This is a genomic window from Priestia sp. P1_B12_1 (assembly GCF_056406695.1).
In genome coordinates this window covers 1-13,803 of sequence record NZ_JBFTZR010000018.1, presented here as the reverse complement: position 1 = coordinate 13,803, position 13,803 = coordinate 1, and the positions used below count along the sequence as shown (strand labels likewise).

Genomic DNA, 13,803 nt, shown 5'->3' with positions numbered 1-13,803 from the left:
AAGTGGGAATCTTATTTAATGAACGTACAAAGGAATTTCACCTGCAGGGACGCGATGTAAGTTATATCTTTTCAGTGTTGAGAAACGGGCAGCTAGGTCACTTGTACTATGGAAAAAAGCTTAAGCACCGTTTATCTTTTCAGCATTTTTTACGTGTAGAAACAAGAGGAGCTAGCGCTTCGGTATATGAAGGAGAACTAGCATTTTCTCTTGAAACAATCAAACAAGAGTATCCTTCTTATGGAACGACAGACTTCAGAGAGCCAGCCTATCAACTTCTTCAGCAAAACGGAAGCCGAATCACAAATTTTGAATACGATAACCATAAAATTTACAAAGGCAAGAAGCCATTAAACGGCTTACCTGCTACATATGTAGAAGAAGAGAGTGAAGCCACAAGTGTAGAAGTTGAACTGATTGATAAATTGCTCAATGCATCACTTATTTTAACGTATACCGTTTACGAAGACCGGAATATTATTACGCGTCACGCACGATTTGAGCATAGAGGAGAAGAAACAGTCGATATTTTGCGTATCATGAGCGGCAGCATTGATTTGCCTACATCAAATTATGAGATGGTTCAGCTTTCCGGTGCGTGGATTCGAGAAAGACACGTGAAAACACGAATGCTTCAGCCTGGTATTCAAAGTATTTCTAGTGCGAGAGGTACAAGCAGCAGTCAGCAAAACCCATTTTTAATTTTACAGAATCCAGCTGCAACTGAACACAGTGGAGAAGCGTATGGTTTTAGTCTTGTATACAGCGGAAACTTTCTTGGACAAGTGGAAGTAGATCATTATGATGTATCAAGAATAACGATGGGCATTCATCCTTTTGATTTTCAGTGGCGACTAGAAAAGGGACAAACTTTTCAATCACCAGAACTAGTACTGGCTTATTCAAATAGCGGGCTAAACGGCCTTAGCCAAGAGTATCATGAGCTTTATCGCAAGCGTCTTGCTAGAGGAAACTGGCGGGATTTGGAGCGGCCAGTTTTAATTAATAACTGGGAAGCGACGTATTTTGATTTTAACGAAGAGAAAATTGTACATATTGCCAAAGAAGCGCAAAAGCTAGGCGTTGAACTTTTTGTATTGGATGACGGCTGGTTCGGTAAACGTAACGATGATACAACTTCTCTTGGAGATTGGTTTGTAGATGAAAATAAGCTTCCGGGCGGTATGAAGTCATTGGCTCAAAAAGTAACGGATTTAGGTATGGACTTTGGGTTATGGTTTGAACCTGAAATGATTTCAAAGCAAAGCAACTTGTATGAAAAGCATCCAGATTGGTTGATTCATGTGCCAAATCGTCATCAGTCTCATGGACGAAATCAATACGTGCTTGATTTTTCACGAGAAGAAGTAGTGAATTATATCTATGAACGAATGGAAGCTATTTTAAGTGAAGCACCTATCTCTTATATAAAATGGGATATGAATCGAAATATAACGGAAATTGGATCTGTTGGGCTGCCCGCGAACCGTCAGTTTGAAGTAGTACATCGCTATATTTTAGGTGTGTATGATTTGTATGAGCGACTAACAAGGAAGTTTCCGGATATTTTATTTGAATCATGTGCAAGCGGGGGCGCTAGATTTGATCCGGGAATGCTTTATTATGCTCCTCAAGCTTGGACGAGCGATAACACGGACGCGATTGAACGTCTAAAAATTCAGTACGGCACGTCTTTTGCCTATCCAATCAGTTCAATGGGAGCACACGTATCGGCCGTACCAAATCATCAAGTACGCAGAGTAACAAGTCTAGAAACAAGAGGAGACGTTGCGTATTTTGGCGCATTTGGTTATGAGTTAGATGTTACGCTGATGACAGAAGATGAAAAAGAAACCGTAAAACAACAAATTCAGTATTATAAAAAACACCGATCTCTTATTCAAAATGGCATATTCTATCGTTTAAAAAGTCCGTTTGAACAAGAGGGAAATGTGACGAGCTGGATGGTTGTTTCATCCGATCAAAAACAGGCAATCATCGGTTATTATCAAGTATTGTCTAGACCAAATCCTTCTTACGAACGCATTGAGCTAAAAGGGCTTCATCCTGATTATGAATATACAGTGATGGAAACAGATCAAACAGCTTATGGAGATGAGCTCATGTACGCAGGTATTGCTCTAACTCATGAGTATCCGGGTGTTGAAGTATACGATGAAAAATCTGGAGACTTTGTATCGGTTATTTATACACTGCAAGCGCAATAAGCAAAAAGCCACTTCTATATCATAGAAGTGGCTTTTTTAGTTAACTATTATTCATACAGTGTTGACATAAAAGGAGAAGTAATGGTAACTTTTAGTTATAATTGTTAACTTTATATTTTTTTAGTTTACTAAAGTGGAGGGGAATCGATGGAAACCACAAGTTTAAGAGATTGGAAAGCACTTGCTCAGTCTATTATTAAAGGGAAAGAAATTACATATAACGAAGCGCTTCAACTTCTTCATGTACCGGATGAAGAAGTGTTAGAGGTCATGAATGCCGCGTACTTAATTCGTCATCATCATTATGGAAAAAAAGTAAAGCTTAATATGATTATTAATACTAAATCAGGTTTATGCCCAGAAGACTGTGGATATTGTTCGCAGTCGATTGTATCAGAAGCGCCGATTGATAAGTATGCGTGGTTAACAAAAGAGAAAATTGTAGAAGGTGCTTTTGAAGCTCAAAAAAGAAAAGCAGGTACATATTGTATCGTGGCGTCAGGCCGCCGCCCTACTGATAAAGAAGTAGCGCACGTAGTGGGAGCGGTAAAAGAAATCCGTCAAAAGACCGACTTGAAAATCTGTGCCTGTCTAGGATTTTTAACAGATGATCAAGCACACGAACTAGTCGAGGCGGGTGTTCATCGCTATAATCATAATTTAAATACTCACGCTGATAACTATGACAATATTTGTTCTACGCATGGCTACGAAGATCGAGTCGATACGGTTACTACATCTAAAAAAGCAGGTTTGTCACCTTGTTCCGGTGCGATTTTTGGAATGGGCGAGACAAATGAACAAGCCGTGGAACTAGCTTTTCAAATTAAAAAGTTAGATGCAGATTCTATTCCATGCAACTTTCTTGTTGCCGTTCGAGGAACGCCTCTAGAAGACAAAAAGGCGTTAAAGCCAATGCAATGCTTAAAGCTGTTAGCGATGATGCGTTTTGTAAATCCAACGAAAGAAATTCGAATTTCAGGAGGCAGAGAAGTCAATCTCAGATCACTTCAGCCGCTTGGTTTGTTTGCTGCAAACTCAATTTTTGTAGGTGACTATTTAACGACTCAAGGTCAAGAACCTACAGCTGACTGGGGTCTGATTGAAGATTTAGGATTTGAAATTGAAGAATGTGCACTGTAAAGCCGTTGAGAAATCAACGGTTTTTTGATTTTTAGGCGATTTACAGGAACTATACGGTTTTTTTACAAAACTCAACAGCTTCTTTATATTTCCTTCATAAATAACCATTATTATAAAACATGTGAACGATAAGTGAATAGTTACTAAGGTTATGAAATTGAGAAACCACAAAAAACAATAGGTCTATATCAATACCCTATGCGTTTTTTGTGGTTTTTTGTGAATGAAAGGAAGGCATCGTTTTGAATAAGGAAGCAGATTTCTTACAACAGCTTGGGCAAGACCGTTTGATTGCATCCATTAAAAGCCCGAAAAATTTAGAACAATTTTTAGAAACAGAGATCCAGGCCGCCTTTTTATTAACGGGCAATATTAGTGTGATTAAACGCTATGTAGATTTACTCAAACAGCATAATCGAACGGTTTTTTTACACGTTGAAAAAATTCCAGGGATTAGCTATGACCGAGAAGGGCTTAAATTCCTTGCTAAGTTTGTAAAACCTACAGGTATCGTAACCACTAAAAGTTCACTCATTAATTACGCAAAGCAAGAAGGACTGGTTGCTATTCAGCGGCTGTTCCTAGTGGATACAGACGCGGTAGCACAAGGGTTGAAAACCGTTCAAGATATTAAGCCCGATGCATTAGAACTAATGCCAGGATTAATTCCGGAGATGATAGAGAAAGTCGTTAAAAAAACAAGTATTCCTATTATTACAGGTGGACTCATTCAAAATGAAAGCCATATCCAAGCTGCTTTGAAAGCAGGAGCTACGGCAGCTTCTACAGGGAAATCATGGTTGTGGAAAAAATATGAATGAGAGGGAAAGGAGCGTTTTTAATGAAAAAAGTAGAGCTAGTTAACATTGGGAAGTCATACGATCAAAAAACAAATGTTATTCAAGATATTAACGTCACAATTGAGCCGGGAGAGTTTTTCGTACTAGTAGGTCCTTCAGGATGCGGGAAAAGTACAATGCTGAGAATGATTGCCGGATTAGAAGAAGTCACGCAGGGAGAGCTACTAATTGGAGATGTAAAAGCAAATAAACTGCTTCCAAGTCAGCGCGATTTGTCAATGGTGTTTCAAAACTATGCCTTATATCCGCATTTGACAGTGGAACAAAATATTCTTTTTGGCCTGCACACAAAGAAAATTTCAAAGCAAGAACAGCAAAAGCGCTGCAGGGAAGCAGCAGAGATGCTTGGTTTAAGTGAATATCTAAAGAGAAAGCCTAGACAGCTTTCGGGAGGACAGCGTCAGCGTGTAGCGCTTGCACGTGCTATTGTTACTCATTCGCCTATTTGCCTAATGGATGAGCCCTTATCAAACTTAGATGCGAAGCTGCGCGCGAAGATGAGGTCAGAAATTCGCCAGATTCAGCGTAAGTTAGGTATTACGATGATTTATGTCACGCACGATCAAACAGAGGCGATGACGATGGCAGATCGAATGATGATTTTAAATGGAGGAAATATTCAACAAGTTGGACGTCCGCTTGATATTTACAATGCACCAAAGAACACGTTTGTAGCATCTTTTATAGGTTCTCCCCCTATGAATTTATCAAACGTTTCTATAGAAAATAACTTACTAGTTTTTGAAGATAGAAGAGCTATTTCTATGAGTACACCACACAGTAACCTTAACGGTAAAAAAGAAGTTGTGGTTGGAGTGAGACCTGAGCATATACAGCTTGCGACAAACGATAATACGAGTTTTATTGTGGAAGTAGACAATGTGGAAATTCTAGGTACGGAAACACTGCTTACATTTCATATGGGTGACAAGCAGTGGATGGCTAAGTGGAACGGTCAATGGACTATAAAGGTGGGAGAGCGAGTTCCTATTTTTATCGATCCAAAACACCTGTTTTTATTTGATGGCGATACAGGTTCATGCTTGCACTACGAACCATCAACAGAAGATTTAACTGTAAAGGGGGCATTCGTATGAGTGCTGTTACCAAAACAGCAAACTCACCTGTTTCTGTTTCAGCAAACCCAAAAGAAAAAAAAACAATGCCTACTATCATTGTTGGACTAGCTTATTTACTGCCATCATTACTGTTATTTAGTGTATTTCTTTTCTACCCAATGATTAAGACATTATATTTAAGTCTTTTTATTACAGATACACAGGGAAATCCCTTAAATTTTGTAGGACTGCAAAATTTCTTTTATCTATTTACAGATCCTAATTTCTTACAAAGTATGAAAGCTACTTTTCTATTTGTACTCTACACAGTACCTATTGGCTTAATTATTGCCTTATTCCTAGCGCTAATCGCAAATGAAAAGCTCAAAGGAATTGGTTTTTTCAGAACGATGTTTTCATCTACGATGGGAATGAGCGTAGCGGCTTCTTCTGTAATTTGGATGTTTATGTATAACCCGACAATCGGTGTTATCAATAAAGTATTAAATCTTGTAGGAATTCATGATGTGCAGTGGTTATTAGACCCTAAGTATGCGCTGATTGCTGTGTCTATCTCTACGATTTGGATGAACATTGGTTTTACTTTTTTAATCTTACTTGGCGGGTTACAAAATATTGATGAAAAGCTGTATGAAAATGCGCGTATTGCCGGAGTTAGCTATTGGTATCAGCTCCGTAAAATTACGCTTCCGATGCTTTCGCCAACGCTGTTTTTTATCATTACCGTTTCGTTTATTAACGCGTTTCAAACGTTTGGACAAATTGACATTTTAACAAAAGGTGGACCTACAGATTCGACAAATGTCATTGTTTATTCAATCTACAAAGATGCATTTGTAAACTATAATGTTGGCTCTGCAAGTGCTCAAGCTACAATTTTGTTTTTCTGTATTCTACTGGTTACGGCTCTTCAATTTAAGCTTGGAGAAAGGAAGGTACATTATCAATGAGCATCACGAGAAAATGGACAACTTACTTGCTACTCATTGCAGCTACTTTAGTATTGATGTTTCCTATCCTATACGCTTTTTCCATTAGTTTTATGAGTGGAGCGGAAGTGTTAGAAGGGAAGATTTGGCCGTCATCTTTTTCATTTGAAAACTATCGGGATGCTTTTGAAAAAGTTCCGCTGCTTCATTATTTAATTAACAGTTTTGCTGTATCTATTTTTGTCATGGCCGGGCAGCTGTTAGTTTCAAGTTTGGCAGCTTTTGCATTTGTATTTATTAAATTTAAAGGAAGAGATGCTATCTTCTTTCTCTTTATTTCTACGATGATGATTCCATGGGAAGCAACGATGGTTCCTAACTTTTTAACAGCGCAAAAGCTAGGGTGGATTAATAATTATTTAGGGTTAACAATTCCTTTTTTTGCCTTAGCATTTGGAACCTTTTTATTGCGTCAGCAGTTTAAAACCATTCCGAATGAGTTATATGAAGCTTCTCAAGTTTCAGGGATCAGCCGCTTTCGTTTCTTTTGGAACGTCGTGCTCCCTGTGTCTAAAACAAGTCTAGTTACGCTTGGCGTATATAGCTTTTTAACAACATGGAATATGTATTTATGGCCACTATTAGTGACAAATACAGAGGATGTTCGTACCGTTCAGATTGGTTTAAAGCAAATGCAAACACAGGAGATTTCAACTGATTGGGGAGTGGTTATGGCCGCTGTCGTTGTTGTAATCTTACCGACATTATTACTATTATTCCTAGGTCAAAAACGTCTTCAAAAAGGATTAACCCAAGGTGCAATTAAATAGGAGAGTGAATGTGATGAAAAAGATATTGGCTATCGTAACGGCATGCTTGCTAGTTATTCTAGGTGCTTGCTCAAATTCAACTGGTTCTTCGGAAGCGCAAGAAACAAAAAAAACAGCATCAGGTAAAACAGAAGTCGTATTTTGGCACGCTATGAGCGGTGACCTTGAAAAATCACTCAATAAAATTGTCGATGAGTACAATAAATCTCAGGACAAAGTGGAAGTAAAGCCCGTTTTCCAAGGAACGTATGAAGAAGCACAAACAAAATTTAACACAGTAGCAGGAACAAAGGATGCACCGGCTATTATGCAAACGTTCGAAGTGGGAACAAAATTCATGATAGACAGCGGCAAGGTTCAGCCTGTTCAAAAGTTTATCGATCAAGACCACTATGACACTTCACAGTGGGAGAAAAACATTTCAAGCTATTACCAAGTAGATGGAAAGCAATACTCAATGCCGTTCAACTCTTCAACACCTGTTCTTGTTTATAATAAAGATGCTTTTAAAAAAGCAGGGTTAGATCCTGAAAACCCTCCAAAAACGTATGATGAATTAAAGGCAGCTGCAAAGAAATTAACAGAAAAACAAGGAAATAAAACATCGCAATACGGTTTTTCAATTCTAAATTACGGATGGTTCTTTGAAGAGCTAGTTGCTTCTCAAGGCGGCTTGTATGTAGACCACGAAAACGGCCGTAAAGGTGATGCTGAGAAGGCAGTATTTAATGGAAAAGAAGGACAAAACGCATTTAATTTAATCAATGATATGTATAAAGAAGGTACATTCTACAATGTAGGACAAAACTGGGATGATATGCGCGCAGCATTTCAATCTAAAAAAATTGCAATGTTCCTGGACTCATCAGCAGGTATTAAAACACTAGTAGACAATGCTCCATTTGATGTAGGCGTATCTTATATTCCTGTCCCAAAAGAGGAGGATCGCCAAGGGGTAGCTATTGGCGGAGCATCTTTATGGATGTCTAAAGGAATCAGTGATGAAACATCAAAAGCAGCCTGGGACTTCATGAAATATTTAGCAACACCAGAAGTTCAAGCGAAATGGCACGTAGAAAGTGGATACTTTGCAGTTAACCCAAAAGCGTATGAACAAGATATTGTGAAAAAAGAGTGGGAGAAATATCCGCAGTTAAAAGTAACGGTTGATCAGCTTCGTGAAACAAAGGCTACTCCAGCTACGCAAGGTGCTTTAATTTCTGTGTTTCCTGAATCTCGTCAAAAAGTAGTAACAGGGATGGAAAGCCTATATCAAGGAGTAAAGCCAAAAAAAGCGCTTGATCAAGCAGCAAAAGAAACAAATAGAGCATTAGAAGTAGCCAATCAAAAATAACGTATGATTACGAAGCTCGTCTTTCAAGTTATTTTGAGGACGAGCTTTTTACTTAGTGAATGACTAGTTAGGAGAGATAGAGGACAATGAATAGTTCAATTGATCTTTATGCGCATCGCGGCTTTAGCGGACGATATCCTGAAAATACAATGATTGCATTTGAAGAAGCTAGGAAAATGCAAGTTGCAGGTATTGAATTAGATGTACAATTAACAAAAGACGGGGAAATAGTGGTTATTCACGATGAACGGATTGACAGAACGACCAATGGAATGGGGTATGTTCAAGAATTTTCATACAAACAGCTGCGTTTATTCGATGCTGGCAGTTGGTATGACTCTCGTTTTTCTAAACAATCGATTCCGACATTAGTAGAAGTATTTGAGTGGATGATGGACAAAAAGACAAAATTAACGGTGAATATTGAATTGAAAAATGACCAAATTTACTATCCAAAACTTGAAGAAAAAGTTCTTCGTCTAATCGATGAGTTTGATTTAGAAGATCAGGTTATTTTGTCATCTTTTAACTATGATAGCTTGGCTAAAGTGAGATCTCTCCATTCATATATATCAACAGGTTTTTTATTTGAAGGGGTGAGTGAAGATGCGATTGGAAAAGCAAAATCGATAGGAGCGCACCTACACTGTGATATGTCGTTTGCTCTTTCTTCATACGGGAAAAAAGCAAAGCAAGAAGGATTAGACTTACGGGTATATACAATCAATGAAATGAATGACTTTTTGAAGCTCCAGCAGGCTTCAGTAAAAGTAGTGATGACAGATTACCCTAACCGTTTTTCCTCTACTATGTTCAAAGGATGACGTAGAAAGAAGCCGGGACAAAATTACTTGACCCACAGTGAAAAACGAGCCCTTGATCAACATGTTTGATTAGTGGTTCGTTTTTTTTTGTTGCAGTGTAACAAGCGGTTCAGCTTATGTATCCCATTTGTATGTCTTTAGTTGGATTAAGTTTGTTATGTCTCAATCTCTTTTTTTGAAAAAAATATCACTTTATTCTGAATAGTATAAAAGTTATATTGTGAAATTGTTTTATAGATGATATATTGAGAATAGATTATAATGTTCCTTATGAAAGCGAATACATGTTGCGTAGCTCCGCAAACGTTCATTTGCCGGTCCCTAGCATCGTCTGTTATCTCTTTTAGGAGGAATAAAAAATCATGTATGATCAAGATACTATCTATATTATTGGAGATGCCAAAGCTCCTCAAAGCAATCCGATTACTAAAAAATTCAATCAGTATTTTTTAGGGTTGGTAGTTGATAAAACAAATGGGAAAATTATTGATGTGGAATGTTCAGCGACGATTGAGTTGACCGTTCGATTTGTTCAATCGATTTTTATTGGACGTCACATAAGTGATCCCACCCTTATAGACGAAATTAACAGCCGCTATTTCGGTTCTTCCCAAAAAGCGCTGGTGGTAGCGTTTCATGATGCACAGAAAAAATATCAGCAAATAACAGCTGCTTTGTCTACATAGACCTAGACGAAATCCAGCCTGACGTTTTCAAACGTTGGGCTGGATTTTGTTTTGTATAAAAACATTTTCGTGGAGATGAAGGGGGAAGAATAAATGATTCAAGATGGATTTATGTATGTGAGTGTGTTAACTGCATTTGCTGCGCTCATGGTAGGGATTGAAAAAAGATTTAAAGGCAATCGATTTTTTAAATTTATCCCGGGTATTGTACTTATTTATATAGGAGCTGCTCTTATGCAAACGGCAGGGGTATTTGGGGATAGCGAATCAAATGTCGCCATGTATACGGGCGTTAAAAATGCACTGCTTCCGGCCATGCTGATGCTTATGCTGTTAAAGTGTGATGTTCGAAGCGTAATTAAACTTGGTCCACGAATGCTCGGAGGATTCATCGTTGCGGTTTTTAGCATAATGGTAGGTTTTATCCTCGTCTATGCCATCTTTAAGAATTTCTATGTAGAGGACACGTGGAAAGCTTTTGGTGCTTTATCAGGAAGTTGGACCGGAGGATCAGCTAACATGGTTGCTCTCCAAGGAATTTTGGATGTTCCAGAAAATATATTTGGCTACGCTCTTATGATGGATACGATTAACTATGCCGTATGGGTTATGTTTATGTTTTGGCTTGTACCATTTGCATCTAAATTTAATAAATGGACAAAAGCAGACGTCAGCTTTATTGAGAATAGTATAGATGAAGTCGCAGCAACTTCTGAAAGCGAAAAAGAAGGCCCGCAGTTTCAGCATCTTCTTTATTTACTTGGTCTAGGTTTGTTCGTTTCAGCATTTTCTACATTTATCGGAGGGCGTTTGCCTGAAGTGGGAGCGGTTATTAATGCAACGAGCTGGACGATTATGATTGCTTCTGTGGTTGGTCTAGTGCTTGCTGTAACCCCAGCGGCAAAAATTCCAGGTACGCTCGATGTATCAAACGTTATGTTATACATCGTTGTAGCGTTAATTGCTTCTCAATCAGATTTTTCAAATTTAGCTCAGGCTCCTATTTACTTAGTATCTGGTTTTCTCATTATGTTCGTGCACTTAGTGATCATGCTGTTGCTAGCTAAACTATTTAAATATGATTTATTTACGCTCGGAGTAGCAAGTTTAGCTAATATTGGTGGAATGGCGTCTGCTCCAATGCTTGCAGCTGCCTATAACCGTGCACTGATTCCGGTAGGAGTCATTATGGCTCTGATGGGTTCCTTCTTAGGTACTTATTTTGGTATGATGATCGCCAAAATTTTAGGGGCGATCTAAGAATAAATCAAAAATACGTATGAAAGAATATTTGTGCTGAATCGAAAGGAAGCGATTGAAATGATAATTAAAGACATAACCGTAAAGCATCAAACCGTTCCACTGCTCGTTCCGTTTAAAACAGCGCTTCGAACAGCAACAGAGATAGACAGCATAAGTGTAGAGATTCAGTTAGAAAACGGAATAAAAGGAAAAGGAGCGGCTTCGCCAACATATGTTATTACAGGCGATTCTTTAGAAGGCATTCAAGCCGCACTTCAAGGACCTATTAAACTAGCGCTAATAGGGGAGGATATACGTCAGTTTCAAAAACTCTTAAAAAAAATTCAAAGCTGCTGTATTCACAATTCAAGTGCTAAAGCAGCTGCTGACATCGCTTTGCATGATGCTTATACAAAGTTTCTCAACATTCCTTTATATGCTTTCTTGGGAGATAAGCAGCCTATCTCTACGTGTATGACGATAAGTGTTGATACACCTGAGAAAATGGCTGAAGACGCACAAAAAAGTGCAGTGGACGGATTTGACATTTTAAAAGTAAAGGTAGGTTCAATTCCTGAGCTAGACCTTGAGCGTATTAAACATATTCGATCTGTCATTCCGGATCATGTAAAACTTCGTTTGGATGCAAATCAAGGATGGACTCCAAAACAAGCAGTGCAATTAATTAATAAAATGGAAACTCTCAACTTTGGTATTGAATTGGTAGAACAACCTGTCCCTGCTCATGATTGGGAAGGATTAAAGTTTGTGACTGAACGAGTAAATGTACTCATTATGGCAGATGAGAGTCTATTTTCTGCCAAAGATGCATTAAGGCTTGTAAGCGGGCGGTACGTGGATCTTTTGAATATTAAGCTAATGAAGTGCGGAGGGATTAATGAAGCAAGAAAAATCGCAAGTATTGCTGAGGCGAACGGTGTTGCATGTATGATTGGAAGCATGATGGAACCATCACTTTCCGTGGGAGCAGCTGCTCATCTGGCAGCCGCTCATCCGAATATCACATATTTTGACTTAGATGCTCCTCTTTGGCTTTCAACGGAACTGGATGTGTTAAAGTACAGCGGCCAAGAGGTTTTCTTATCAGATCTTCCTGGAATAGGAGAAATTACCGTTCCTATCTCAAAATAAAAGGATAGTAATATAGTAGAAGGAGAGAGACGATGAATATAAAACGTTGGTTTTTGACGGCAACAATAGTTATTTTAGCTACATTTGGGGTCAGTGCAGTTCCTTCTGTTCATGCTTCTGAAGAAAAAGAAACTGCTTATATAGATGTCGCAGCAGCTACTCTGTGGACAGCACCAAACATCTTGCGTGAAGTGGACGCTCTGTCAGCTACTAATCCTGTAGATATGAGAAAGTGGACCACATCGATGAATTTGAAACAGAAGCAGCAGTTATCTAGCGATGGGATGCTTGAGACACAAGCGTTATATGGAAACAAAGTAACGGTTTTAGACGAACAAGGAGACTGGGTCAAAGTAGCGGTAGACGGACAGCCTACTTCTCGAAATGAATTAGGATATCCCGGATGGATGCCTACTAAACAATTAACCTATAGCAAAAGGTACGAACAGTATGCAAAGAAGCCTTTTGTAATGGTGACGGCTCCGACTACTTATCTATATCATTCGCCTTCTTTGAAAAAGAAAGGTATTGAAGTTAGCTATAATACGCGCTTACCTCTCTTGGCAAAGTCAAAGAGTGCATATAAAGTATTAAAACCAAATGGAAAGACAGCATGGATTTCTACAAAAGCAGGAAAAATCTACGCGTCTCAAAAAGATATTCCTGTACCAACTGGCACGGAGCTTGTTGAAAGTGGAAAGGCATTTTTAAATCTTCCATATTTATGGGCTGGCATGAGTGGTTTTGGATTTGACTGCTCTGGATTTACGTTTACGATGTACCAATCCCATGGTATTACGATTCCACGTGACTCAGGGCCACAGTCTCGAGCAGGGAAACCAGTAGATAAGAACAACCTTCAACCTGGAGACTTATTGTTCTTTGCCTATAACCAAGGAAAAGGAAGCGTTCACCATGTAGCAATGTATGCGGGAGAGGGCATGATGATTCATTCGCCGAACTCCGAGCGGACAGTAGAGATTATTCCTTTAAACACGAAGGGATATATTGAAGAGTATGCAGGTGCACGTCGTTATTTACCTTAATCAGTAAGATAAGAAAGAAGCTCTTTTTGTGAAGGGCTTCTTTTTTAATATAGAGTATAGTTAAAAAAATAGAAAATTTAGTTTATTTACGTTTAACTACTTCTCAGTAAGGGAAGAAGTTAAACAAGAGAAAAAAATCATTTTTCTTCTTGAAACATATTGACTTTATATGAAAAGCGTTATAATATTATAAAGCGTCGTTGAGACATACTCGTAACAACGAAGCTGAAAAAAGAATTTTAAAAAGTTGTTGACATTACGTTGAAAACTTGATAAGATGATAAAGTCGCTTAAGAGCGGCGGTTGAACTTTGAAAACTGAACAAAGCGACAAACGTCAACGTTAATTTTTATTTTTTAAATTGAGCAAGTCAAACATTTCTTCGGAGAGTTTGATCCTGGCTCAGGATGAACGCTGGCGGCGTGCCTAA

12 protein-coding genes are annotated in these 13,803 nt (G+C 38.5%); all 12 read left to right on the top strand.

All coding sequences use genetic code 11. The features are described 5' to 3' along the window. The first annotated feature begins 2 nt into the window (after positions 1–2). The 12 genes from AC1D0Y_RS26635 (at position 3) to AC1D0Y_RS26580 (ending at position 13,373) form a co-directional block, all read left to right on the top strand. The gene (locus AC1D0Y_RS26635) at positions 3–2,228 is read left to right on the top strand and encodes an alpha-galactosidase (RefSeq protein WP_477708145.1); all 2,226 of its coding nucleotides are present in this window, start codon (positions 3–5) and stop codon (positions 2,226–2,228) included. A gap of 147 nt (positions 2,229–2,375) precedes the next feature. Next, positions 2,376–3,371: a biotin synthase BioB gene (gene bioB / locus AC1D0Y_RS26630; RefSeq protein WP_028410328.1), complete on the top strand. Its 996-nt coding sequence runs from the start codon at positions 2,376–2,378 to the stop codon at positions 3,369–3,371. 242 nt (positions 3,372–3,613) lie between these two features. Then, positions 3,614–4,192, top strand: a complete 579-nt coding sequence (locus AC1D0Y_RS26625; RefSeq protein ID WP_477708144.1) for a glycerol-3-phosphate responsive antiterminator — start codon at positions 3,614–3,616, stop codon at positions 4,190–4,192. A 20-nt stretch (positions 4,193–4,212) separates the two neighbouring features. Beyond that, entirely contained in the window at positions 4,213–5,328 is a 1,116-nt protein-coding gene (locus AC1D0Y_RS26620) for an ABC transporter ATP-binding protein (protein ID WP_028410329.1), read from the top strand. Further along, positions 5,325–6,260, top strand: coding sequence for a carbohydrate ABC transporter permease (locus AC1D0Y_RS26615; protein ID WP_477708143.1), 936 nt, complete (start codon positions 5,325–5,327; stop codon positions 6,258–6,260). The genes AC1D0Y_RS26620 and AC1D0Y_RS26615 overlap by 4 nt, the downstream gene beginning before the upstream one ends. Then, positions 6,257–7,069, top strand: a complete 813-nt coding sequence (locus AC1D0Y_RS26610; protein WP_028410331.1) for a carbohydrate ABC transporter permease — start codon at positions 6,257–6,259, stop codon at positions 7,067–7,069. The genes AC1D0Y_RS26615 and AC1D0Y_RS26610 overlap by 4 nt, the downstream gene beginning before the upstream one ends. Positions 7,070–7,082: 13 nt before the next feature. Beyond that, positions 7,083–8,423 (top strand): ABC transporter substrate-binding protein, encoded by a 1,341-nt coding sequence (locus tag AC1D0Y_RS26605; protein WP_477708142.1) that lies wholly within the window; start codon positions 7,083–7,085, stop codon positions 8,421–8,423. A gap of 86 nt (positions 8,424–8,509) precedes the next feature. Next, the gene (locus AC1D0Y_RS26600) at positions 8,510–9,247 is read left to right on the top strand and encodes a glycerophosphodiester phosphodiesterase (RefSeq protein WP_060745417.1); all 738 of its coding nucleotides are present in this window, start codon (positions 8,510–8,512) and stop codon (positions 9,245–9,247) included. A gap of 362 nt (positions 9,248–9,609) precedes the next feature. Continuing rightward, positions 9,610–9,933 carry a DUF3870 domain-containing protein gene (locus tag AC1D0Y_RS26595; protein ID WP_028410335.1) on the top strand — a complete coding sequence of 108 codons (324 nt, stop codon included), beginning with the start codon at positions 9,610–9,612 and terminating at the stop codon, positions 9,931–9,933. 93 nt (positions 9,934–10,026) lie between these two features. Further along, positions 10,027–11,193 carry a DUF819 family protein gene (locus tag AC1D0Y_RS26590; protein ID WP_477708141.1) on the top strand — a complete coding sequence of 389 codons (1,167 nt, stop codon included), beginning with the start codon at positions 10,027–10,029 and terminating at the stop codon, positions 11,191–11,193. Between the two features lie 60 nt (positions 11,194–11,253). Continuing rightward, positions 11,254–12,327: a dipeptide epimerase gene (locus tag AC1D0Y_RS26585; protein WP_028410336.1), complete on the top strand. Its 1,074-nt coding sequence runs from the start codon at positions 11,254–11,256 to the stop codon at positions 12,325–12,327. 32 nt (positions 12,328–12,359) lie between these two features. Continuing rightward, a complete protein-coding gene (locus tag AC1D0Y_RS26580; protein WP_060745416.1) occupies positions 12,360–13,373 on the top strand; it encodes a C40 family peptidase in 1,014 nt (337 codons plus the stop codon). The last annotated feature ends 430 nt before the right edge of the window (positions 13,374–13,803 follow it).

Bases quoted from the DNA above. Each gene is read 5' to 3' on its own strand.
- bioB (WP_028410328.1), top strand. From the start codon at position 2,376: ATGGAAACCACAAGTTTAAGAGATTGGAAAGCACTTGCTCAGTCTATT.
- AC1D0Y_RS26620 (WP_028410329.1), top strand. From the start codon at position 4,213: ATGAAAAAAGTAGAGCTAGTTAACATTGGGAAGTCATACGATCAAAAA.
- AC1D0Y_RS26615 (WP_477708143.1), top strand. From the start codon at position 5,325: ATGAGTGCTGTTACCAAAACAGCAAACTCACCTGTTTCTGTTTCAGCA.
- AC1D0Y_RS26610 (WP_028410331.1), top strand. From the start codon at position 6,257: ATGAGCATCACGAGAAAATGGACAACTTACTTGCTACTCATTGCAGCT.
- AC1D0Y_RS26605 (WP_477708142.1), top strand. From the start codon at position 7,083: ATGAAAAAGATATTGGCTATCGTAACGGCATGCTTGCTAGTTATTCTA.
- AC1D0Y_RS26600 (WP_060745417.1), top strand. From the start codon at position 8,510: ATGAATAGTTCAATTGATCTTTATGCGCATCGCGGCTTTAGCGGACGA.
- AC1D0Y_RS26595 (WP_028410335.1), top strand. From the start codon at position 9,610: ATGTATGATCAAGATACTATCTATATTATTGGAGATGCCAAAGCTCCT.
- AC1D0Y_RS26590 (WP_477708141.1), top strand. From the start codon at position 10,027: ATGATTCAAGATGGATTTATGTATGTGAGTGTGTTAACTGCATTTGCT.
- AC1D0Y_RS26585 (WP_028410336.1), top strand. From the start codon at position 11,254: ATGATAATTAAAGACATAACCGTAAAGCATCAAACCGTTCCACTGCTC.
- AC1D0Y_RS26580 (WP_060745416.1), top strand. From the start codon at position 12,360: ATGAATATAAAACGTTGGTTTTTGACGGCAACAATAGTTATTTTAGCT.